Source organism: Pseudomonas sp. BIOMIG1BAC (assembly GCF_001705995.2).
GTDB lineage: Bacteria > Pseudomonadota > Gammaproteobacteria > Pseudomonadales > Pseudomonadaceae > Aquipseudomonas > Aquipseudomonas sessilinigenes.
Genome location: NZ_CP049045.1, coordinates 5,387,551 through 5,405,952, shown reverse-complemented (window position 1 = coordinate 5,405,952; position 18,402 = coordinate 5,387,551). Strand labels below are relative to the sequence as shown.

Annotated in this window: 20 protein-coding genes; 8 read left to right on the top strand and 12 right to left on the bottom strand. The window is 62.9% G+C overall.

What is annotated here, in order from left to right; all coding sequences use genetic code 11:
* Positions 1–21: 21 nt before the first annotated feature.
* From ATY02_RS25065 to ATY02_RS25040, 6 genes are all read right to left on the bottom strand, one after another.
* Positions 22–924, bottom strand: a complete 903-nt coding sequence (locus ATY02_RS25065; RefSeq protein ID WP_225926506.1) for a DMT family transporter — start codon at positions 922–924, stop codon at positions 22–24.
* Between the two features lie 223 nt (positions 925–1,147).
* Entirely contained in the window at positions 1,148–2,113 is a 966-nt protein-coding gene (locus ATY02_RS25060) for a LysR family transcriptional regulator (protein WP_164823713.1), read from the bottom strand.
* Positions 2,114–2,318: 205 nt separating this feature from the next.
* Positions 2,319–3,644 carry a tRNA 5-hydroxyuridine modification protein YegQ gene (gene yegQ / locus ATY02_RS25055; protein WP_068582907.1) on the bottom strand — a complete coding sequence of 442 codons (1,326 nt, stop codon included), beginning with the start codon at positions 3,642–3,644 and terminating at the stop codon, positions 2,319–2,321.
* Positions 3,645–3,765: 121 nt separating this feature from the next.
* Positions 3,766–3,948 carry a hypothetical protein gene (locus ATY02_RS25050; protein ID WP_068582910.1) on the bottom strand — a complete coding sequence of 61 codons (183 nt, stop codon included), beginning with the start codon at positions 3,946–3,948 and terminating at the stop codon, positions 3,766–3,768.
* 115 nt (positions 3,949–4,063) lie between these two features.
* On the bottom strand, positions 4,064–4,258 hold the full coding sequence (locus ATY02_RS25045) for a hypothetical protein (protein ID WP_011062291.1): 195 nt from the start codon (positions 4,256–4,258) through the stop codon (positions 4,064–4,066).
* 249 nt (positions 4,259–4,507) lie between these two features.
* Positions 4,508–4,864 (bottom strand): hypothetical protein, encoded by a 357-nt coding sequence (locus tag ATY02_RS25040; RefSeq protein ID WP_068582912.1) that lies wholly within the window; start codon positions 4,862–4,864, stop codon positions 4,508–4,510.
* A 254-nt stretch (positions 4,865–5,118) separates the two neighbouring features.
* Between ATY02_RS25040 and ATY02_RS25035 the strand changes: the two genes are divergently transcribed.
* The gene (locus tag ATY02_RS25035) at positions 5,119–5,937 is read left to right on the top strand and encodes a shikimate 5-dehydrogenase (RefSeq protein ID WP_068582915.1); all 819 of its coding nucleotides are present in this window, start codon (positions 5,119–5,121) and stop codon (positions 5,935–5,937) included.
* 69 nt (positions 5,938–6,006) lie between these two features.
* Here ATY02_RS25035 and ATY02_RS25030 read toward each other — a convergent pair whose 3' ends face one another.
* Positions 6,007–6,657 carry a YceH family protein gene (locus ATY02_RS25030; RefSeq protein WP_068582918.1) on the bottom strand — a complete coding sequence of 217 codons (651 nt, stop codon included), beginning with the start codon at positions 6,655–6,657 and terminating at the stop codon, positions 6,007–6,009.
* A 231-nt stretch (positions 6,658–6,888) separates the two neighbouring features.
* Positions 6,889–9,396, bottom strand: a complete 2,508-nt coding sequence (locus tag ATY02_RS25025; RefSeq protein ID WP_068583041.1) for a flavin-containing monooxygenase — start codon at positions 9,394–9,396, stop codon at positions 6,889–6,891.
* Between the two features lie 163 nt (positions 9,397–9,559).
* Here ATY02_RS25025 and ATY02_RS25020 point away from each other — a divergent pair, with 163 nt between their 5' ends.
* Entirely contained in the window at positions 9,560–10,588 is a 1,029-nt protein-coding gene (locus ATY02_RS25020; RefSeq protein WP_068582922.1) for an AraC family transcriptional regulator, read from the top strand.
* A 71-nt stretch (positions 10,589–10,659) separates the two neighbouring features.
* Positions 10,660–11,169: a DUF1993 domain-containing protein gene (locus ATY02_RS25015; RefSeq protein WP_068582925.1), complete on the top strand. Its 510-nt coding sequence runs from the start codon at positions 10,660–10,662 to the stop codon at positions 11,167–11,169.
* Positions 11,170–11,245: 76 nt separating this feature from the next.
* On the opposite strand, the gene sstT is transcribed toward ATY02_RS25015, so the two are convergent.
* On the bottom strand, positions 11,246–12,478 hold the full coding sequence (gene sstT / locus ATY02_RS25010) for a serine/threonine transporter SstT (protein WP_068582928.1): 1,233 nt from the start codon (positions 12,476–12,478) through the stop codon (positions 11,246–11,248).
* A 346-nt stretch (positions 12,479–12,824) separates the two neighbouring features.
* On the opposite strand from sstT, the gene ATY02_RS25005 reads away from it, so the two are divergent.
* Positions 12,825–13,982, top strand: coding sequence for an MFS transporter (locus tag ATY02_RS25005; protein ID WP_068582931.1), 1,158 nt, complete (start codon positions 12,825–12,827; stop codon positions 13,980–13,982).
* Here the strand turns inward: ATY02_RS25005 and nhaR are convergent, their stop codons facing one another.
* The gene (gene nhaR, locus ATY02_RS25000; RefSeq protein WP_068582933.1) at positions 13,983–14,888 is read right to left on the bottom strand and encodes a transcriptional activator NhaR; all 906 of its coding nucleotides are present in this window, start codon (positions 14,886–14,888) and stop codon (positions 13,983–13,985) included. It abuts the gene before it with no gap.
* Positions 14,889–15,022: 134 nt separating this feature from the next.
* Between nhaR and ATY02_RS24995 the strand changes: the two genes are divergently transcribed.
* Both ATY02_RS24995 and ATY02_RS24990 read left to right on the top strand, forming a co-directional pair.
* Complete coding sequence (locus ATY02_RS24995; protein ID WP_068582935.1) at positions 15,023–15,271, top strand: hypothetical protein; 249 nt, start codon at positions 15,023–15,025, stop codon at positions 15,269–15,271.
* A gap of 30 nt (positions 15,272–15,301) precedes the next feature.
* Positions 15,302–16,057, top strand: a complete 756-nt coding sequence (locus ATY02_RS24990) for a TerC family protein (RefSeq protein WP_068582938.1) — start codon at positions 15,302–15,304, stop codon at positions 16,055–16,057.
* A gap of 76 nt (positions 16,058–16,133) precedes the next feature.
* On the opposite strand, the gene ATY02_RS24985 is transcribed toward ATY02_RS24990, so the two are convergent.
* Positions 16,134–16,304: a hypothetical protein gene (locus ATY02_RS24985; RefSeq protein ID WP_164487336.1), complete on the bottom strand. Its 171-nt coding sequence runs from the start codon at positions 16,302–16,304 to the stop codon at positions 16,134–16,136.
* A gap of 224 nt (positions 16,305–16,528) precedes the next feature.
* Here ATY02_RS24985 and ATY02_RS24980 point away from each other — a divergent pair, with 224 nt between their 5' ends.
* Positions 16,529–17,203, top strand: coding sequence for a peptidase C39 family protein (locus ATY02_RS24980; RefSeq protein WP_068583046.1), 675 nt, complete (start codon positions 16,529–16,531; stop codon positions 17,201–17,203).
* A gap of 56 nt (positions 17,204–17,259) precedes the next feature.
* Here ATY02_RS24980 and pbpG read toward each other — a convergent pair whose 3' ends face one another.
* On the bottom strand, positions 17,260–18,198 hold the full coding sequence (pbpG, locus tag ATY02_RS24975) for a D-alanyl-D-alanine endopeptidase (RefSeq protein ID WP_068582942.1): 939 nt from the start codon (positions 18,196–18,198) through the stop codon (positions 17,260–17,262).
* A gap of 18 nt (positions 18,199–18,216) precedes the next feature.
* Between pbpG and ATY02_RS24970 the strand changes: the two genes are divergently transcribed.
* Positions 18,217–18,399 carry a hypothetical protein gene (locus ATY02_RS24970; RefSeq protein WP_141698221.1) on the top strand — a complete coding sequence of 61 codons (183 nt, stop codon included), beginning with the start codon at positions 18,217–18,219 and terminating at the stop codon, positions 18,397–18,399.
* The last annotated feature ends 3 nt before the right edge of the window (positions 18,400–18,402 follow it).

The following is an 18,402-nucleotide window of genomic DNA, read 5'->3' as shown; positions in this document are numbered from 1 at the left end:
GGCCTCAGGCCGTCCTGCCGATCACTTGAGCAATGGCTTGCCCGGCGAGGGCGCGCTGCACAGGCGCACGCCCAGGGCGGCGAGTATCACGCCGCCCCACGCCAGCCAGGGCATCGGTTCGCCCAACAGCAGCCAGGCCACCAGGGCCGCGCCGGGCGGCACCAGGAAAAACACCGCCGACACCCTGGCGGCCTCGTTACGCCGTACCAGCAGCATCAGCAAGGCGATCGCCAGCAACGAATTGAAGAACGACAGGTAGCCCAGGGCGCCGACGAAGGCCCAGTTCCACTGGAGCGGCTGGGCGTTGAAGGTCAAGGCCAGGGGCGATACCAGCAGCATGCCCAACAGGTACTGGCTGAACAGCGAAAGAACGATGGGTTGCGGGGTCGAGGCCTTCTCCAGCAACACGCTGGCACTCAAGCCCAGCAGCGACAGCCAGGCCAGGCCCATGCCCAGCACGGTGAAGCGTTCAACGTCGGACTTGGCCAGGATCACCACCGCCGCCCCGAAAAATCCCAGCAACAGCCCCAGCCATTGGCGACCGGCTACTGGCGTGCGCAGCAGCAAGGGCGAGGCGACGCCGATCACCACCGGCTGCAGCGAGACGATCAGTGCCAGCAGGCCGGCGCTGATCCCGGCGTCGATGGCCAGGTAGGTCCCGGCGAAGTACACGCACTGCATGAGCACGCCACTGGCGATCATCGCCAGCAGGGGCCGGCCCCGGGGCAGGGGCGGGCGCTGCACCAGCACCACGGGCAATAGCACCAGCACCACGATTACATAGCGCAACCACAGGAACATCATCGGGCTGCTGTATTGCAGCCCGACCTTGACGATGGCGAAGCCGGACGACCAGAGCACGAGGAACAGCGCGCAGATCAGTCGATCCGGACGATTGCCCAGGGTGGCAGGCAAGCCGCTCACACAATGCCTGCGTCGAGGCGTTCGTCAGGCTCGATCGGTGCCCGGTGGGCGATTGGCAATGCCTGCATCTACGGCTCCGTGATTGAGGGCTGGCGGGTAGCGAGGGCCTGGTCCTGGGACATCAAGGGCCCGGCGAACTGACCTGCAGGTTATGTAGCCACTGCGGTGGCGTCCAATATCGGCTGCATATGCTTGCAGACGATCGAGGTATGGGCAGGGTTGCCTAGGGCAGGGGGGATGGGACGCTGCTTACCAGGTTCAACAAGGGCAGGAAGTTACGCAGCGGGGCGCTGCTGGTGCCTGCCAGCCAGGCCGCGCTCAGTGGCGAAAATAGCGGGTTGTCGCGGATAGCCAGGAAGACGATGCCCTGGCGTAACTCGGCCCCGACGCTCTGCGGCACGAAGGTCAGCCCCACCCCGGCCCGAGTCAGGCCCAGGGCGGCCTGCAGGTTCTCGACTTGCTGCACCAGGTGCAGGTGTACGCCGAGCCGTTCCAGGGTGCTCTGGATCAGGTCGGTCAGGCTGGGCAGCGGGAAGCGCGGGTAGAGTACGGTTCGTTCCTGGTCCAGGTCCTGGATCGCGATATCTTCGCGGCCTGCCAGGCGATGGCCCGTCGGTACGGCCACCACCAGCGGCTCCTGGAGCAACAGGCGTTGCTGAAATGCCGGGTCGTCCTCCAGGGCCGGGCGGGCCAGCCCCAGGTCGATATCACGCGCCAGCAGCGCCGGGCCGATCTGTGCCGCCAGCAGTTCCCTGAACTCCAGCTCCACGCCTGGATAGCATTGGCGGAACAGGCCGAGCAGCTCTGGCAGTTTGTTGTACATGACCGAGCCGGCGAAACCGATGGACAGCCGCCCACCATGGCCTTCGGCGAGTTCGCGGACCTCCCTGACACTGGACTGGACATCGTCGAGGATGCCCCGGACCTTGAGCAGGAATTGTCGGCCGGCCTCGGTCAGGCGCAAGGGGCGGCCCTGGCGCTCGAACAGGACGACTCCCAGGTCTTCTTCCAGTTGCTTGATCTGCTGGCTGAGGGGCGGCTGTGCCATGTGCAACTTCGCGGCGGCCCGAGTGAAGCTCAGCTCTTCGGCCACGGCCTTGAAATAGCGCAGGTGGCGCAATTCCAGCCGTTGCTCCATGGGTTTGGCCGGCGGTTCTGCGGCGGGGCGGGGCACGATGGTGTCGGGCATGAGCACAACATTCCTGGGCAGTGGTCGTTGTTGTTCTGCAACGCTGGCACGGTTTGGTGTTCCGTGAGCCATGCGTTTTCGAGCCAAGCATATCCAGCCCATCGCGCCCAGTGCGAGCCTGGAGTGGGAAATCGGTGTGCGTCTGGTGGCGTGAGCGCCGCCGGCTAGCGGCCGGCGGCACCCTGAAGGGATCGACGAGAGGGGCTCAAGCGCCGATGTCGCGCATCAACAGGCCGAAACGCAGGTCCACCTGGTCGGGGATCGGCAGGTAGACGGTATGGCCATCCCCCGGTGCGACTTCGATGGCCTGGCCCTGGATGTTCTGCAGTTCGTGCAGGTCGAAGTGGAAATTGCCCTTGGGGGTCATCAATTCCATGTGGTCGCCCAGGGCGAAGCGGTTTTTCACCTTCACTTCTGCCAGGCGGTCACGGCGCTCTCCGGTAAGCTCGCCGACGAACTGCTGGCGCTCCGAGACCGAGCTGCCGTTCTGGTAGTTCTGGTACTCGTCGTGCACATGGCGGCGCAGGAAACCCTCGGTATAGCCACGCTGGGCCAGGGACTCCAGATCGTTCATCAGGCTGCGGTCGAATTCGCGCCCGGCGGCGGCATCATCGATGGCCCGGCGATAGACCTGGGTGGTACGTGCGCAATAGAAGTGGGATTTGGTGCGGCCCTCGATCTTCAGCGAATGCACGCCCATGCGGGTCAGGCGGCCTACGTGCTGCACGGCCCGCAGGTCCTTGGCGTTCATGATGTAGGTGCCGTGTTCGTCTTCGAAGGCTGGCATCAGCTCATCCGGGCGGTTGGCTTCGCTGAGCAGGAAGACCTGCTCGGTGGGCGCCCCAAGGCCCAGGGTCGGCTCGGGTTCACAGGTCTGGACGATGTCTCCGAGATTGTCCTGGGTAGCCGGCTCGGCCTTGTATTTCCAGCGACAGGCATTGGTGCAGGTGCCCTGGTTGGCATCGCGCTTGTTCATGTAGCCCGAGAGCAGGCAGCGGCCGGAGTAGGCCATGCACAGCGCGCCATGGACGAAGACTTCCAGTTCCATGCCCGGCACTTGCTGGCGGATCTCCTCGATCTCTTCCAGCGACAGTTCCCGGGACAGGATGATCCGGCTCAGGCCCTGCTGCTGCCAGAACTCGACGCTGGCCCAATTCACCGTATTGGCCTGGACCGAGAGGTGGATGGGCATGGCGGGAAAGTGTCGGCGCACGAGCATGATCAGGCCGGGGTCGGACATGATCAGTGCATCGGGAGCCATTTCGATGACCGGAGCCAGGTCCTTGAGGAAGGTCTTGAGCTTGGCATTGTGCGGGGCGATGTTGACCACCACGTAGAAGCGCTTGCCCTGGGCCTGGGCCTCCTGGATGCCGAGCGCCAGGTTGGCGTGGTCGAATTCGTTGTTGCGTACCCGCAAGCTATAGCGCGGTTGCCCGGCGTATACCGCATCGGCGCCGTAGGCGAAGGCGTAGCGCATGTTCTTCAGGGTGCCGGCGGGAGCCAGGAGTTCGGGTTTGGCCAGGAGCGTCATGGGGCTGTCGATCGCAAAAGGTCGCGAGGGTAAGCCAGTGCCCGCTCGGGTTTATTGACCTGCGTCTATGCCTGGAGCAGAAAAGCCTTGGGTGCGACGGTCATCCGGCGCCGTCGGTTGGCTAGGCGTGCAACACCCTGGTGTCGAGCTGGCGGGACAGGGCCTGGGCGGCAGGCAGGGACATCAGCGGGCCGCTGATGGCTTCGCCGTCGCGTACCAGGTACCAGCAGGCGAGCAACCCCATGGCCCTCAGTGGGGCGGGGACGGCGCTGCCGACGACGGACATGATCTGGTGCTTGTGCATGGGAACCTCCTTTTGCATGGGGGTTACCTTACAAAGCGCCCAGTGCTACGAAAAATCACCCTGGTTGATAGTGGACATCGATTGGGCACAGGTGATGATCGGCAACAGGTCGCGCTCAGTCCACGACCTGGTCGAGCATATGCAGCACTTCCTGTTCGTTGAGCAGGCCCTTGCGCACCAGGTTTTGTGCCAGCAGCGAGAGAAACTTGGCGCTGCGATGGCCTTCCAGGTGCTTGAGTTCGGTCAGGGCGTCATAGACCCGGCTGGAAGTGCAGAGGCCGGCAACGCGGTGCGGATTTTGCGTAGGCATGGGGGGCGTCCTTGTTGTTATGGGCCTTGGATGATCGGACTGGATCGATCTTGCAGCCCGCAAATGACACAAACATGACAATCCCGTGTCGAGCTGGGCGGCCTTGGGATCGGCACACTATTGCCGGATTTAAACGCAAGTACTGTTCCAGTCACGACATCTTCCAGAATTATTCAGACATCTGGCTGATGGCAGAATGCAACAGGCCCCGCTTGTGGGGCGGGGCCTGTCGTTTGATCCTGCTGCCGCTTACCAGCGACCGGGGCCGTAGTAGTAATGCGGGTGGCCATAGTAGCCACGGGGTGGTCCGTAGTAGACCGGTGCCGGGCGGTAGTACACCGGTTGTTGCACATAGACCGGTGCCGGCTGGTAGTAGACCGGAGGGGGCGGCGGGGCGGCGTACACCGGCGCCGGTTGCACATACACCGGTGCCTGCTGTACGTAGACGGGGCGATCCTGGTTGGCGATCACCGAACCCACGACGGCAGCGCCGACAACAGCACCCAATGCAGCGGGGCCGACCCAGCCACCACCGTGGGCGGATGCCTGGCCTGCGACAGCGAGTGCACCCATGAGCAGGGCTATCTTGGGGATTTTGGAGATCATGGTTTTTCCTCGGTTCAACCCCTGCGTTTATGGTCTGCACCAGACCCAAGAACTGACGCGGGGATACTTCTAAGACAGCGGTTATCGCAAATTCTGCACAGTCGCTGAGTAAATGTTGTGTAAGGTCTGTACCGGTCTCTTTACCGTTATCCCTGGACGGTTCGAGGCCGTTGAACAAGCGCCGATATGATCAGGCACAAGCGGGGTGGCTGGCCAATCCCGTCTATCCGAAAGTGCCAAGCGAGGAGATGAAGATGCAAATGAACCCCAATAAAGACACCCAGTTGTGCATGTCGTTGTCCGGGCGTCCGGGGAACTTCGGCCTGCGCTTTCACAACCACTTGTATGAACAACTGGGGCTGAACTTCTACTACAAGGCCTTCAGCAGCCAGGACCTGCCGGGTGCGGTCCGTGGAATCCGTGCATTGGGCATTCGTGGCTGCGGCGTTTCCATGCCGTTCAAGGAGGATTGCATCGCTCTGGTGGATGAGCTGGATGCATCGGCCCAGGCCATTGCCTCGATCAATACCATCGTCAACACCAATGGCCACTTGAAGGCCTACAACACCGACTACATTGCCGTGGCGCAGTTGCTGGCGGCCCATGCCGTGCCCAGGACGTGCAGTTTCGCCCTGCGTGGCAGTGGCGGCATGGCCAAGGCCGTGGCCAGTGCCTTGCGCGATGGGGGTTATGACAACGGTGTGATCGTTGCTCGCAACGAGGTGGCCGGGCGTGCCCTGGCCAGCTCCCTGGGCTATCGGTGGCAAGCCGAACTGGGGGCGCTGCGGCCGCAGATGCTGGTCAATGTCACGCCGATCGGCATGAGCGGCGGGCCCGAAGCCCAGCAGCTGGCCTTTGAGGCCGAGGCGATCGCCGCGGCGGACACGGTGTTCGATGTGGTGGCGATCCCGGCCGAGACGCCGTTGATCGTACAGGCCCGGGCCCAGGGCAAGCGGGTGATCACCGGGTTGGAAGTGATCGCCATCCAGGCGCTGGAGCAGTTCGTGTTGTATACCGGCGTGCGTCCCAGCCAGGAGCAGTTCCAGAAGGCCGTGGCCTACGCCCGGGCCTGATCCCCGGCACAACGGGCGCGGCCCACCGAAGGCCTGCGCCCTTGGCGCCGCCTTCGGTTTGTTGACGGTCTAGCCTTCGAGGCGAGCCAGGCGCTCCTCGAGGGCGGCGATCCGCGCCTCCAGTTCCTCGATGCGTTCCAGGGCGACTGCGCTACCAGTACTGCGCTCCACCGGGCTGCCGCGGGCGGCGAGAATGGCTTCGATCTCCGCCGGATCGCCCAGGGCGTGGGTGTAGCGATCCTCGCGCTGGCCGGACTGGCGCGGCAGATGCAGGGCCAGGCCCCGGGCCACCAGGCGTTCGAGCTGATGCAGCACTTGCTCGGCGTCTTCGAAGTCATGCATGCGCCCGCTGCGGGTCAGCAGTTCGCTCACGGTCTGCGGGCCCCGCAGGAACATCAGGCCGCACAGGATCAATTGCGCTGGCACCAGTTCCAGGGCCTTGTCCAGGCGCTGCTCCCAGCGATCGGCGCGACTGCCCATCACCAGGCGGGTAAAGCCCTGGGCTTCAAGGGTCCGCAGGCTCTGGCCGACTTGTCCCTGGGTCAGGTTCATCACCGGCTCGCGGCTGGTCTTCTGGTTGCAGGCGATCACCAGGGCATTGAGGGTCAGGGGATAGGTTTCCGCACTGGTGGCCTGTTTTTCGATCAATGAGCCCAGGATGCGGATTTCGGCATTGCCAAGGCGCAGTGCTTCGCTGGGAGTTTCGTGTTCGCTGCTCATGAGTACAGGTCCCTTGGTAACTGATGGAGAGAGGCGCGGCGACCCCAGCCTGTGGGGTTGGGTGGGCTGGGCGGTCCATGGCCGTGGTGGCCGGTTGCGAGGGGCTCTGTTTTACCTGTAGAAGCGGCCCCTGGCCATCAGAACTTGGTTACACGGGGTGCTGGCGCCTCCAAGGGCGCGTGGTCGTGCCTTAAAAAAGCCGCGCCCCTGGCCGGGGGGCGCGAGTGGGCGTCATGGCGTCGGCAGGGTTTGTGCCTTGGGCGCCCGGTCTTGTGCGCTGGTGTCTGTACTGTCCCGCTCCAGGCATTGGCGGGCAAAGCGGGCGAGATCGCGCAGGGCGGCCCTGGCCGAACGCAGGTAGAAGGCCTGCAACTGGAAGACATGCCAACGGCCTTCGTGGATCTGCAACTGACAAGGCACCGCCGATGCCCTGGCGCGTTCGGCCAGGCGAGTGGAATCGGACAGCAGCACCTCCTGGTCGCCGACCTGGATCAGCATCGGCGGCAGCCCGCGCAGGTCGGCTTCCAGGGGGCGGTGCAGCAGCGTCTGTGGCGTTGCGGCATAGGCCTGCAAGGCCTGCTCCAGCCAGTCGCGGCGGATCATCGGGTCCGTGGCCTGGCGGCTTTGCATGCTGGCGCCGGCCAGCGTCGGATCGGTCACCGGCGAGAGCAGCAGCAAGCCGGCGGCAATGCCCTCGCCACGCTCCTTCAAGGCCAGGGCCAGTGCCAGGGCCAGGGCACCGCCGGCGGAGTCACCGGCAATCAGCAGCCGCTCTACCGGGTAGCCCTGGGCGCGGATGGCGTCGTAGCAGGCCAGGCAATCCTCCAGCGCCGCCGGGTAGGGATGCTCCGGAGCCAGCCGGTAATCCGGTGCCCATACCGCGCAGCCGCTTTCTTTGGCCAGTCGGCTGGTGATGCTGTAGTGGGTGTCGGGGCTGCCAAGGCAGAAGGCGCCGCCGTGCAGGTAGAGGATGACCCCTTTGGCGGCGCTGGCCTTGGGTTCGACGATCTGTAGTGCCATATGTCCCAGCCGGCTGCGATGACGGTTCACTCCCCAGCCTCCAGGCATCAGCCTGGACAGGCCGGCAACGATCTTGCGCTGGCTGGCCAGAAGCCGGGGCGGGCCGATCAAGGCCCTGAAGCTGGCCCGCAGGAAGAGTCGCAGGAAGGCCGCATTGCCTCGTTCCAGCCAATCCCCGGGGGCGGCTATTCGTTGCCCGTCGGTTGCTCGGTCGCCATCCAGGGGGCTGGAGAACTGGTAGGCCGCCAGCCCGGCATGGCGGGTCTGCCAGCGATAGCTCCAGGTGAAACCCGGCCAGTTGGTGCTGTTGTGGCCGTTCGGGTCTACGTACCAGCTCTGGCACCCGCTCCATACCGAGGTGGCCAGGCGCCGCTGGATTCGTTGTTGGAAGCGCTGGTGGGATTGTGGGTCCACCTCCAGGGTCCGGGCGGTATTGGCCAGGAGCGCACGGCGAGCCTTCATCACGTGGGATATCTGGCTTTCGAGCATGTAGATGATGGAGTTGTGCCCCAGGTTGGTGTTGGGGCCGTAGAGCATGAAGAAGTTGGGGAAGCCCGGCACGCTCAGTCCCAGGTAGGCGGCAGCACCTTGCTGCCAGGCCTGGTTGAGATCTTGCCCTAGGCGTCCGGTGATGCGCATGGGCGAGAGAAACTCGGTGGCGGCGAAGCCGGTGCCATAGATGATGGCGTCTACTTCGTGCCGTTGGCCGTCCAGGGTCTCGATGCCTTGTTCGGTGATTCGCTTGATGCCTTGGGTCAGCAGTTCGACATGGGGCTTGTCGAAGGTGGCCAGGTAGTCGTTGGACAGCAGGATGCGCTTGCAGCCGATGGGATAGTCCGGGGTCATCTGGCGTCGCAGTTCGGGGCTGGACACCGAGGCCTTCAGCAGTTTCTGGAAAGGTATGCCGACGGCCCAGCGGGTCAGGCCTTGCAGGCGGGTGAAGCCCAGGGCGCGGGATTCGAAATGCAGGTAGTGAGCCGCGCGTACCAGCTTCATCCACAGGGGATGGCGGGCAAAGCGTTGCAGTTCTTCTGGCCTGTAGGGGCGATCGGCCTTGGGCATGATGTAGGCCGGCGAGCGCTGGAAGACCTTGAGCGTCGCGACCTGATCGGCAATCTGTGGCACGAACTGGATGGCCGAGGCTCCGGTACCGATCACCGCGACCCGCTTGCCGGCCAGGGGATAGTGATGATCCCAGTGGGCGGAGTGGAACACATGACCGGTGAAGCTCTCCATGCCTGGCAGCCTGGGGATGGCGGGGCGGCTCAGCTGGCCGGTGGCGCTGACCAGCAGCCGGCTCAGGTACGACTGGCCATTGTGGCAGCTGACTTTCCACAGGCACTGGCTGTCGTCGAATTCGGCATGGCTGACTTCGCTGTCGAACTGGATGTGAGGCAACAGGGCATAGTGTCGGGCGCAGTGTTGCAGGTAGTCGTGGATCTCGGCCTGGGGCGCGAACACCCGGGACCAGTTGGGGTTGGGCTCGAAGGAAAACGAATACAGGTGCGAAGGCACGTCGCAGGCTGCGCCGGGGTAGGTGTTCTCGCGCCAGACGCCCCCGACGTCCTGGCCTTTTTCCAGGATGAGAAAGCGGCTGACCCCAGCCTTGCGCAGGGCGATGCCCATGCCCAGGCCGCCGAAGCCCGTGCCGATGATGATGGCTTCAAGGGGGATGCTGGAGTCGTGCTCCGGGTTCTTGGCAGTGATGGGTGCAGGCATGACGACCTCGTTGTTCTTGTTGTGTGGTGCGGTACCGCGCCCCTGGATCGAGAGTGCGGCGCCGATGGGGGTCAAGCATGGAGGCAATCGCTCATGGACCCCATGCTGCAACGTGACAAGTGCTTTAGTATTTGGGCCAAATCGTCACCGGATGAGTCAGCCCATGAGCATTCAATCGTTCACTCGCGGACCTTCCAGCGCTTTGCTGCTGGTGAACTTCGGTCGTGAGCGGGGCCTGCCCCTGGCACGCCTGCTGGCGGGTTCGAGGCTGTCCATGGCGCAACTGCAGGACCCCAACAGTCTGTTGTCGGCGGCCCAGGAGTTGCGGCTGGTGGGTAATCTGCTGGAGTTGCTGGAGGATCCACCAGGGCTGGGCCACGAAGTAGGGCTGCGCTATCACTTTTCCACCTATGGCTTGTTCGGCTACGGCCTGATCAGCAGTGCGACCCCGGCGGATGCGTTGAGCCTGGCCTTGCGTTTCCTGCCGTTGACCTATGCCTTCGCCAGTATTGGTTATCACCAGGAGCCGGGGGTGGGCGTGTTGACCTTCGGTGAGCCGGCAGTGGCCGATGTCGCGCTGCAAAACTTTTTGCTGGAGCGGGACATGGCGGCCGCGGCCGTGTTGATGAAGGAGATTGTCGGCGAGGATTTCCGCTTGCTGCGGATCACCCGTTGCGGTGCGCCGCCTGTGCACGGGGGGGCCGGAGAGTCGCGGAAGATTTTCGGCGTGGGTCCCGAGTATCGGGCGCAGAGCAACAGCCTGGTATTCGACCGGCGCTTGTTGCACCGCTCCTTGCCCCAGGCCAATCCGGTGACGGTATCGATGTGCGAACAGATGTGCAGGCAGCTGCTGGAGCAGCGGCAAATGCACCCGGGGGTGGTGGCCCAGGTGCGCCAGCATCTGGATGCGCTACCAGCGGGGGCCGTTGCGGACCTGCCAGCCATGGCTCGCCTGAACCGCACCAGCGTACGGACCTTGAAACGACGCTTGCAGGAGCAGGGCAGCAGCTATCGTCAATTGCTGGCCGAGCATCGGCGTCGCCAGGCCCTGGAACTGCTGGGCAATCCTGGCCTGAGCCTGACCCAGGTGGCGCAAAGGCTCGGCTTCAGCGACCTGTCGAGTTTCTCCCAGAGCTTCAAGCGCTGGTTCGGCGTCGCTCCAAGCCAGTATCGCCAGGGGCCGGGCGGATAAACCCACCCGGGCAATGGCTGCGGCTATAATCCTCGCGCGCTGTATTCCCACCACCTCTGATCGAGATTGTCATGACTATTTCCCTGTACGCCGCTTCCGTTCCTGTCTTCAAGCAAATGCTCAAGGCCCTGAGCGATGTACTGCACAAGGCCGAGGCCCATGCGACGGCCAAGGGTATCGAGCCCAATGCGCTGTTGCAGGCGCGCCTGTACCCGGACATGTTCCCGTTGGTGCGCCAGGTGCAGATCGCCGTGGACTTCGCCAAGGGCGTTTCGGCGCGCCTGGCCGAGGTCGAGCTGCCCAAGTACGACGACAGCGAGACCAGCTTCGCTGACCTGCAGGCGCTGCTGGCCAAGGTCCTGGCCTTTATCGATGGCATCCAGCCGTCCCAGGTCGATGGCAAGGAAGGCATCGAGATCGTCACCCGTCCGGGCACGCCGAAAGAGAAGCGCTTCAGCGGCCAGTCCTACCTGCTGACTTATGGCCTGCCGCAGTTCTTCTTCCATGTCACCACTGCCTACGCGATCTTGCGTCACAACGGCGTAGAGGTCGGCAAGCGTGACTACATGGGGGCATTCTGAGGCGTTAGCGCCTTTTCTGGATGAATGAAAAAAGCCCGGCCAGGGTCGACCTGGCCGGGCTTTTTAGTGCTGCGGATCAGGCCGAGGCTTGTGCCTTGTCTTCCTGGGCCATGCAGGCTGCTGCGGTGAAAAGCACGTCGGTGGAGGAGTTCAGTGCGGTTTCTGCCGAGTCTTGCAGGACGCCGATGATGAAGCCCACGGCCACCACTTGCATGGCGATCTCGCTGGGGATACCGAACAGGCTGCAAGCCAGGGGGATCAGCAGCAGCGAACCGCCGGCGACGCCGGAAGCGCCACAGGCACAGATCGCGGCCACCACGCTCAGCAGCACGGCAGTGGGCAGGTCCACGGCGATACCCAGGGTGTGCACGGCAGCCAGGGTCAGCACGGTGATGGTGATCGCCGCACCGGCCATGTTGATGGTGGCGCCCAGGGGAATGGATACCGAATAGGTATCCTCATGCAGGCCCAGGCGCTTGCTCAGCTCCAGATTGACCGGGATGTTGGCTGCCGAGCTGCGGGTGAAGAACGCGGTGATGCCGCTTTCGCGCAGGCAGGTCAGTACCAGCGGGAACGGGTTGCGGCGGATCTTCCAGTAGACGATCAGCGGGTTCATCACCAGGGCCACGAACAGCATGCAGCCGATCAGCACGGCCAGCAGGTGCAGGTAGCCGAGCAGCGCATCGAAGCCCGAAGTGGCCAGGGTCGAGGCCACCAGGCCGAAGATCCCCAGGGGCGCGAAGCGGATCACCACCCGCACGATCAGGGTGACGCCGTTGGACAGGTCCTCGAGCACGCTGCGGGTGGTTTCACCGGCATGGCGGATGGCCACGCCCATGCCGATGGCCCAGGCCAGGATGCCGATGAAGTTGGCGTTCATCAGGGCGCTGACCGGGTTGTCCACCACGCTCAGCAGCAGGCTTTGCAGCACTTCGCTGATGCCGCCCGGTGCGCTGATGGTCACGTCGTGGGTGGACAGCACCAGGGCAGAGGGGAACAGGGCGCTGGCGATCACGGCCACCACCGCGGCGGCGAAGGTGCCGAGCAGATAGAGGACCAGGATCGGGCGGATATGGGTTTCCTGGCCATGCTTGTGGTTGGCGATCGAGGCCATTACCAGCACGAATACCAGGATCGGTGCCACGGCCTTGAGCGCCGAGACGAACACTTTGCCGACGAAAGTGGTGGACTTGGCCACCTCAGGCGCCAGCAGTGCCAGGAGGATACCGGCAATCAGGCCGATGACGATCTGTGTCACCAGGCTCAGGCGCTTGAGGGATTGCAGGAAGGACGGTGGTGAAGCGTTCATAAACGGTATCTCTATTTTTTTAATGTGCAGTGCATGCAGCGACCCTGGGCCGGAAACTGACCCAAAGTGGAACCGCCACGCAAGGCCGCGGTCGGACAAGCAACAGGCAGGCAGGACGACCATCGAGTGTCGAGCCGCCTGTTTTGGGGGCAGGGGCGGACTTTATCACAGCAGGCCCGGCTTCCCGTGTGGATGTGACGATCTGCCACTTGCCGTGTCGATCAGTTGGATAACGCGGTTGCCTTGACCTGTATCCACTCTGTTAAGATTCGCCATCCCCATTTTTCCTATCCGGTCAGCGCGCCCTCCGGGCCGTCGCTGTCATCCGTCGTCGCTGGAGTTTTGCATGTTGTTTCCCATCCTGCTGTTATCGGCTGCGGGCTTTACCATCCTGACCACGGAATTCGTGATCGTTGGCCTGTTGCCAGCCATTGCCCGGGACTTGCAGGTCAGTGTGTCCCAGGCCGGCTTGCTGGTGACGCTGTTCGCCTTCACCGTCGCCGCCTTCGGTCCGTTCCTGACCGCTTACTGCGCGCGTTTTCCGCGCAAGCCGCTGTTCATCATCGTGCTGGTGCTGTTCGGGCTGTCCAATACCGTCGCCGCGCTGGCACCGAACATCTGGGTGATGGCCCTGGCACGGCTGGTGCCGGCCTTGGGCTTGCCGGTGTTCTGGGCCCTGGCGAGCGAAACCGCGGTGGATATCGTCGGGCCGGACGAGGCCGGGCGGGCTATTTCCAAGATCGGTTTCGGCATCGTCTGTGCCACGGTATTCGGAATTCCCGTGGGGACCCTGATCGCCGATCTCTTCGGCTGGCGCAGTGCATTCGCCATCCTGGCGCTGGTGGCCTTTGCCAAGGCGCTGCTGTTGTATCTCTATCTGCCGAAGACTTCGGTGCACAACGAACAGGCCAGCCTGGGCTCGCAGTTCGCTATCCTGCGCAGTCCGCTGATGCAGGGGCATGTGCTGCTGTCGATCCTGGTATTCAGCGGCATGTTCACGGCCTACACCTACCTGGCGGATATCCTTGAGCGCCTGGCCGGTTTCAACGGCACGCTGGTGGGTTGGTGCCTGATGGGCTTCGGTGCGGTAGGCCTGATCGGCAACTCCCTGGGGGGACGTTTTGTCGATCGCCACCCGCTGATTGCCTCGATGGTGTTCTGTGCCCTCATGATGGGGGGCATGGTGGCCCTGGTACCGAGCATTCATTCGACCCTGGGGCTGGCAGCGGCCATGGGTATCTGGGGCATGACCCAGGCGGCGATGTTCCTGGTCAGTCATGTGCGGATGATGAAGGCAGCCCCACAAGCTCCGGCTTTCGCCGCGTCCTTGAACATCGCCGGAGCCAATATCGGGGTCGGCCTGGGGGCGATGGTCGGCGGCCGGGTAATCGATACCCTGGGCCTGGGGCACCTGGGGTTCGCGGCGGCAGGCTTCATCCTGCTGTCGATTGCCCTGGCGCTGGTGTTGATGAAGGTGAAGGCGCCACAGGCCTGCGCTTCCTGATCAGTGGCCGAGGGGCGTGAACAGTTCCCGTCGCGCGCCCTCGGTAATGGCAACGATCCCGGGGTGCTTGACCTTGCGCTCCACGGTAATGGCATAGAACGATTCGGCCACGGCGTCGGTCTGGCCTATCAACTGCACGCCGTATTGCTGCTGGACTTCATCGGCAATCACGCTGGGGGCAATGAAGATCCCGCTGCCGGATTGGCCGAAGGCCTGCATCAGGGCGCTGTCGTCGAATTCACCGATGATTCGTGGTTGTAGCTGCTGTTCGGCGAACCAGCGCAACAGGCGGCTGCGGACCACGGTTTCCTGGCCGGGGATCAGCAAGGGGGCGCCATGCAGTCCTTGAGGGAAGTTGGCGCCGTGCAGGCGCGCCAGTTCCTGGGTGGCAAAGAAGCTGATTCCGCATTCCCCCAGTTTCTGGCTGTAGCCCTTGATATCCAGGTGGGGCGGCATCGGGCTATCGGAAATCACCAGGTCCAGGCGCTGGATGGCCAGGTCGGCCAGCAGGCGTTCGAGCTTGTCTTCGCGGCAGGTGAGGCGGATCGGCTCGCTGAGCTCCATGGTCGGAGCGACCAGTCGATAGACGATGGACTTGGGCACCACGTCCGCGACCCCGACCCGGAACGGGATCTGCTGCTCGTCGGGACGGGCGCGGAGCATGGCTTGCAGTTCGTTACCGAGCTGGAACATCTGTTCGGCGTAGGGCAGGGCCTGGCGCCCGGCTTCGCTCAGTTCCAGCTGGCGCCCTACGCGGCGGAACAGTTCGACGCCATAGGTTTGCTCCAGCAGGCTGATCTGTCCGCTGATGGTTTGCGGGGTCAGGTTCAGCTGCTCGCAGGCCCGTACGATGCTGCCGGTCTTGGCTACAACCCAGAAGTAGTGCAGTTGGCGGTAGTTGAGCATGACGATTAACTATTCGTAAAAACCGAAGTATAGTTGCAATAAATACGAATTTTCCTGAACTGTTACGCTCCATAGAATGCCTCGCCATCGACAGGGCTCTCATTGGTCCTGTGCGTTCTATCGAGGAAATCGGCATGTCATTCAAACCCCTGGGCTCAGCTATCGTGCTGGCCCTGTCTATGCTGACCCTGGCGGGCTGCGAGCAGGCAGAAAAGAGTGCCCAGCAGGTGCTGGACAAGGCGGCACAGTCAGCCAAGCAAGCGATCGACGATACCCACAAGGCAGCAGAGCAAGCATTGAGCGATGCGGCTGGTAGTGGTGTCGGCAAGGACAAGAAAACCGATGACAGCGCCAAGCAGGCCGAGTCGTCCCAGGAAATCTGATCTTTCATGCAACCGAGTCGGGATTGACCCATGGATTACCTTTTACAGCTCGCCGCCAGCCCCACTGCCTGGGTGGCCCTGGCTACCTTGGTGGTGATGGAGATCGTGCTTGGCATCGATAACCTGATCTTTATCTCCATCCTTACCAATAAGTTGCCGGAGCAGCATCGAGCCAAGGCGCGGCGCCTGGGGATCGGCATGGCCCTGTTCATGCGCCTGGCGCTGCTGAGCACCGTGGCCTTTATCGTCCAGCTCACTGAGCCGGTGATCGAGGTGCTGGGGCAGAGCTTCTCCTGGAAGGACATGATCCTGATTGCCGGTGGCTTGTTCCTGGTGTGGAAGGCCACCACGGAAATTCACCACAGCATGGATTCCAAGCCAGAGGAGGAAAAAGTCGCGACTCCTGGCGTGGCGATTGGCTTTGCCGCTGCCATCGGCCAGATCCTGCTGCTGGACATGGTGTTTTCCATCGACAGCATCATCACTGCGGTGGGGATGACCGAGCACTTGCCGATCATGATCATTGCCGTGGTGGCATCGGTGATCGTGATGTTGCTGGCTGCCGAGCCGCTGGCCAAGTTCATCAATGACAACCCGACCATCGTGATGTTGGCCCTGGGCTTCCTGATCATGATCGGCATGACACTGATTGCCGAAGGTTTCGGCGCCCATGTGCCCAAGGGCTATGTCTATGCGGCGATGGCCTTCTCGGCGGCTATCGAATGCTTGAACATGCTGGCTCGTCGGGCCCGGGAAAAGCGCCAGGCCGCACAGTCCGAGGCTTGATCGCAGGATTTAGCCCACGGCAGACCGCCTGTGCTCCCTGGAGCCAGGCGGTCGTTTCATGGGTGGGCACGTTCGGTCAGTGAGCGGTCGCGGGATTTCGGTGCTCTTTCTCTGCTGGGGTGATGCTTGCGGGCGACTGCCGGGGCGGGTGATGGCGGCGGACGATGCGCAGTACGCCCCAGAGCATGGCACCGGCAACTGCCAGCCAGCCCAGGATCAGCATCAGGATCGTCGTTGTCAGGCTCATGTGTGCCTCCTTCCATACCCCTTGGCGGGGCACGATTCTTACTAGAAGACAGTCTAGTAGTCTCTGTGTTTCAGGCTATTGACCAATAGTCGAGAGTCCTCGAACAGTTCGCTCTATGGTTTTCGATTAACTGTCGTCAAACGCTATACCCCCGTCCTCAAGCGCCCTATGATCAGGGCCCCAGCCGGAAGAGGACTGCCCGGCGCCTGATATAGAGAGCAATGATGGTGCGGGTATTTCCTGGATTTCGAGCGGCGCTGCTGGCCAGTGCCTGTGTGTTGGGCCTTGTCGGTTGTACAGGCAGCGTGCAGCCGCAGATTCAGCGCCTGCCGGAGCGAGTGGAGCTCAACAGTGTGCCGTTCTTCAGTGGCGAGATGTATCAGAGCGGGCCGGGGGCCCTGGCCGGGATGCTGTCGCAACAGGGGATCGTGATCACCCCGGGGCTGCTGGACAAACCCCTGCACTTGCCGGGTGCCGAGGCACAACTGCCACAGAACATGCAAAAACTGGCCAGGGAATACGGCATGGTGGTTTATCCCCTGGATAACAACCTGCCTGCGCTGCTGGCCCAGGTTGCGGCAGGGTATCCAGTGATGGTGCGGTTCACCGAGGGGTCGGCATTCTGGGCGCAACCGCGCTACGCCGTACTGGCCGGCTATAACCGAGACAAGCAGACGGTGCTGCTGCGCGGGGCGAAGAGTCGCCGCCAGTTGATGGAGTTCGGTGCGTTCGAATCGGCCTGGAAGGACGCTGGCAGCTTTGCAGTCCTGATCCAGGCACCGAACCAGTTGCCAGCGGCGGTCGATCGCCAGCGTTGGCTGAAGGCTGCTGACGAATTGGCCCGGGCGGGCCAGGAGCAAGCAGCGGCCCGGGCCACCAAGGCCTTGGACGGTCACTGATCGGTTGAACGCGACAACGGCGCCCATGGGCGCCGTTGTGATCATGCGAGGGGAGCTCAGTGGGATGCCTGGGTGGCTCCGGCCTGGCGGTTCTTGAGGTTTTTCTCCGCTTTGTAGCGCAAGGCTACGTCCGGTACCGAGCCGCTCTTGCCGGTTTCCACCCAGTTGCGGATTCGGCCGGCATCGGCGAAGTGCGTGTACTTGCCGAAGGCATCGAGAATCACCAGGGCTACCGGGCGATTGCTCATGCTGGTGACCAGCACCAGGCAATGGCCAGCCTGGTTGGTGAACCCGGTCTTGGTGATCTTGATGTCCCATTTTTCCTTGTTGACCAGGTGGTCGGTATTACGAAAGCCCAGCGTGTAGTTGGGCTTGCGAAATGCCACGGTCTTTTCCTTGGTGGTGCTCAACTCGCTCAGCAGGGGGTACTTGCGCGCTGCCACCAGTAGCTTGCTCAGGTCCCGTGCGGTGGAAACGTTATGGATCGAAAGGCCGGTAGGCTCCACATAGCGAGTGTGGGTCATGCCCAGGGACTTGGCTTTGGCGTTCATCGCCGCAATGAACGCGGCATAGCCCCCTGGGTAGTGATGGGCGAGGCTGGCGGCTGCACGGTTTTCCGAGGACATCAGGGCAATCAGCAGCATTTCCCGGCGGCTCAGTTCGCTGTTGAGTTTGACTCGAGAGAACACGCCCTTCATTTCCGGGGTGTCGCTGATGTTCACGGAAATGTATTCGTTCATGGGCAGCTTGGCGTCCAGCACCACCATGGCGGTCATGAGCTTGGTGACCGAAGCGATGGGGACCACGACGTCAGGGTTGCTGGAATAGATGACCTTGTTGGTTTGCAGGTCGAGCAGCAGGGCGCTGCCAGAGGCGATGTGCAGTTGTGACGTGTCTCTTGGGGCCGCGGTAGTTTCGGCGGCGTCGACGCTGTGCGTGAGTAGGGTGCCGGACACAGCAAACAACAAGCTGAGGATGGAGAGACGAATTTTCACGCCGGTGGACTCGATAGAATGGATATGCCGTTTTGCAACGGGCTTTTTTGGAAAAACGTTACATTCTATGAGTATGGCGGAAGAACTGTCGATTGCTCTTCAGCAGTCAGCCGAAAACCCTTAAAAACCAAGAAAAAAACCGATTTTCTCCTGAACGGTAGTGCATTGTCGGTCTGGATCGAATGGCAGGCGCCGGGCTAGAAG

Excerpts from the sequence above, each read along its gene's own strand:
- ATY02_RS24980 (WP_068583046.1), top strand. The coding sequence starts at position 16,529 with ATGGTGCGGGTATTTCCTGGATTTCGAGCGGCGCTGCTGGCCAGTGCC.
- ATY02_RS24985 (WP_164487336.1), bottom strand. The coding sequence starts at position 16,304 with ATGAGCCTGACAACGACGATCCTGATGCTGATCCTGGGCTGGCTGGCA.
- ATY02_RS25040 (WP_068582912.1), bottom strand. The coding sequence starts at position 4,864 with ATGATCTCCAAAATCCCCAAGATAGCCCTGCTCATGGGTGCACTCGCT.
- ATY02_RS24990 (WP_068582938.1), top strand. The coding sequence starts at position 15,302 with ATGGATTACCTTTTACAGCTCGCCGCCAGCCCCACTGCCTGGGTGGCC.
- ATY02_RS25025 (WP_068583041.1), bottom strand. The coding sequence starts at position 9,396 with ATGCCTGCACCCATCACTGCCAAGAACCCGGAGCACGACTCCAGCATC.
- ATY02_RS25015 (WP_068582925.1), top strand. The coding sequence starts at position 10,660 with ATGACTATTTCCCTGTACGCCGCTTCCGTTCCTGTCTTCAAGCAAATG.
- ATY02_RS25020 (WP_068582922.1), top strand. The coding sequence starts at position 9,560 with ATGAGCATTCAATCGTTCACTCGCGGACCTTCCAGCGCTTTGCTGCTG.
- ATY02_RS25060 (WP_164823713.1), bottom strand. The coding sequence starts at position 2,113 with ATGCCCGACACCATCGTGCCCCGCCCCGCCGCAGAACCGCCGGCCAAA.
- ATY02_RS25050 (WP_068582910.1), bottom strand. The coding sequence starts at position 3,948 with ATGCACAAGCACCAGATCATGTCCGTCGTCGGCAGCGCCGTCCCCGCC.
- ATY02_RS25030 (WP_068582918.1), bottom strand. The coding sequence starts at position 6,657 with ATGAGCAGCGAACACGAAACTCCCAGCGAAGCACTGCGCCTTGGCAAT.
- ATY02_RS25035 (WP_068582915.1), top strand. The coding sequence starts at position 5,119 with ATGCAAATGAACCCCAATAAAGACACCCAGTTGTGCATGTCGTTGTCC.
- ATY02_RS24970 (WP_141698221.1), top strand. The coding sequence starts at position 18,217 with ATGGATATGCCGTTTTGCAACGGGCTTTTTTGGAAAAACGTTACATTC.
- ATY02_RS24995 (WP_068582935.1), top strand. The coding sequence starts at position 15,023 with ATGTCATTCAAACCCCTGGGCTCAGCTATCGTGCTGGCCCTGTCTATG.
- ATY02_RS25005 (WP_068582931.1), top strand. The coding sequence starts at position 12,825 with ATGTTGTTTCCCATCCTGCTGTTATCGGCTGCGGGCTTTACCATCCTG.
- nhaR (WP_068582933.1), bottom strand. The coding sequence starts at position 14,888 with ATGCTCAACTACCGCCAACTGCACTACTTCTGGGTTGTAGCCAAGACC.
- ATY02_RS25045 (WP_011062291.1), bottom strand. The coding sequence starts at position 4,258 with ATGCCTACGCAAAATCCGCACCGCGTTGCCGGCCTCTGCACTTCCAGC.
- sstT (WP_068582928.1), bottom strand. The coding sequence starts at position 12,478 with ATGAACGCTTCACCACCGTCCTTCCTGCAATCCCTCAAGCGCCTGAGC.
- yegQ (WP_068582907.1), bottom strand. The coding sequence starts at position 3,644 with ATGACGCTCCTGGCCAAACCCGAACTCCTGGCTCCCGCCGGCACCCTG.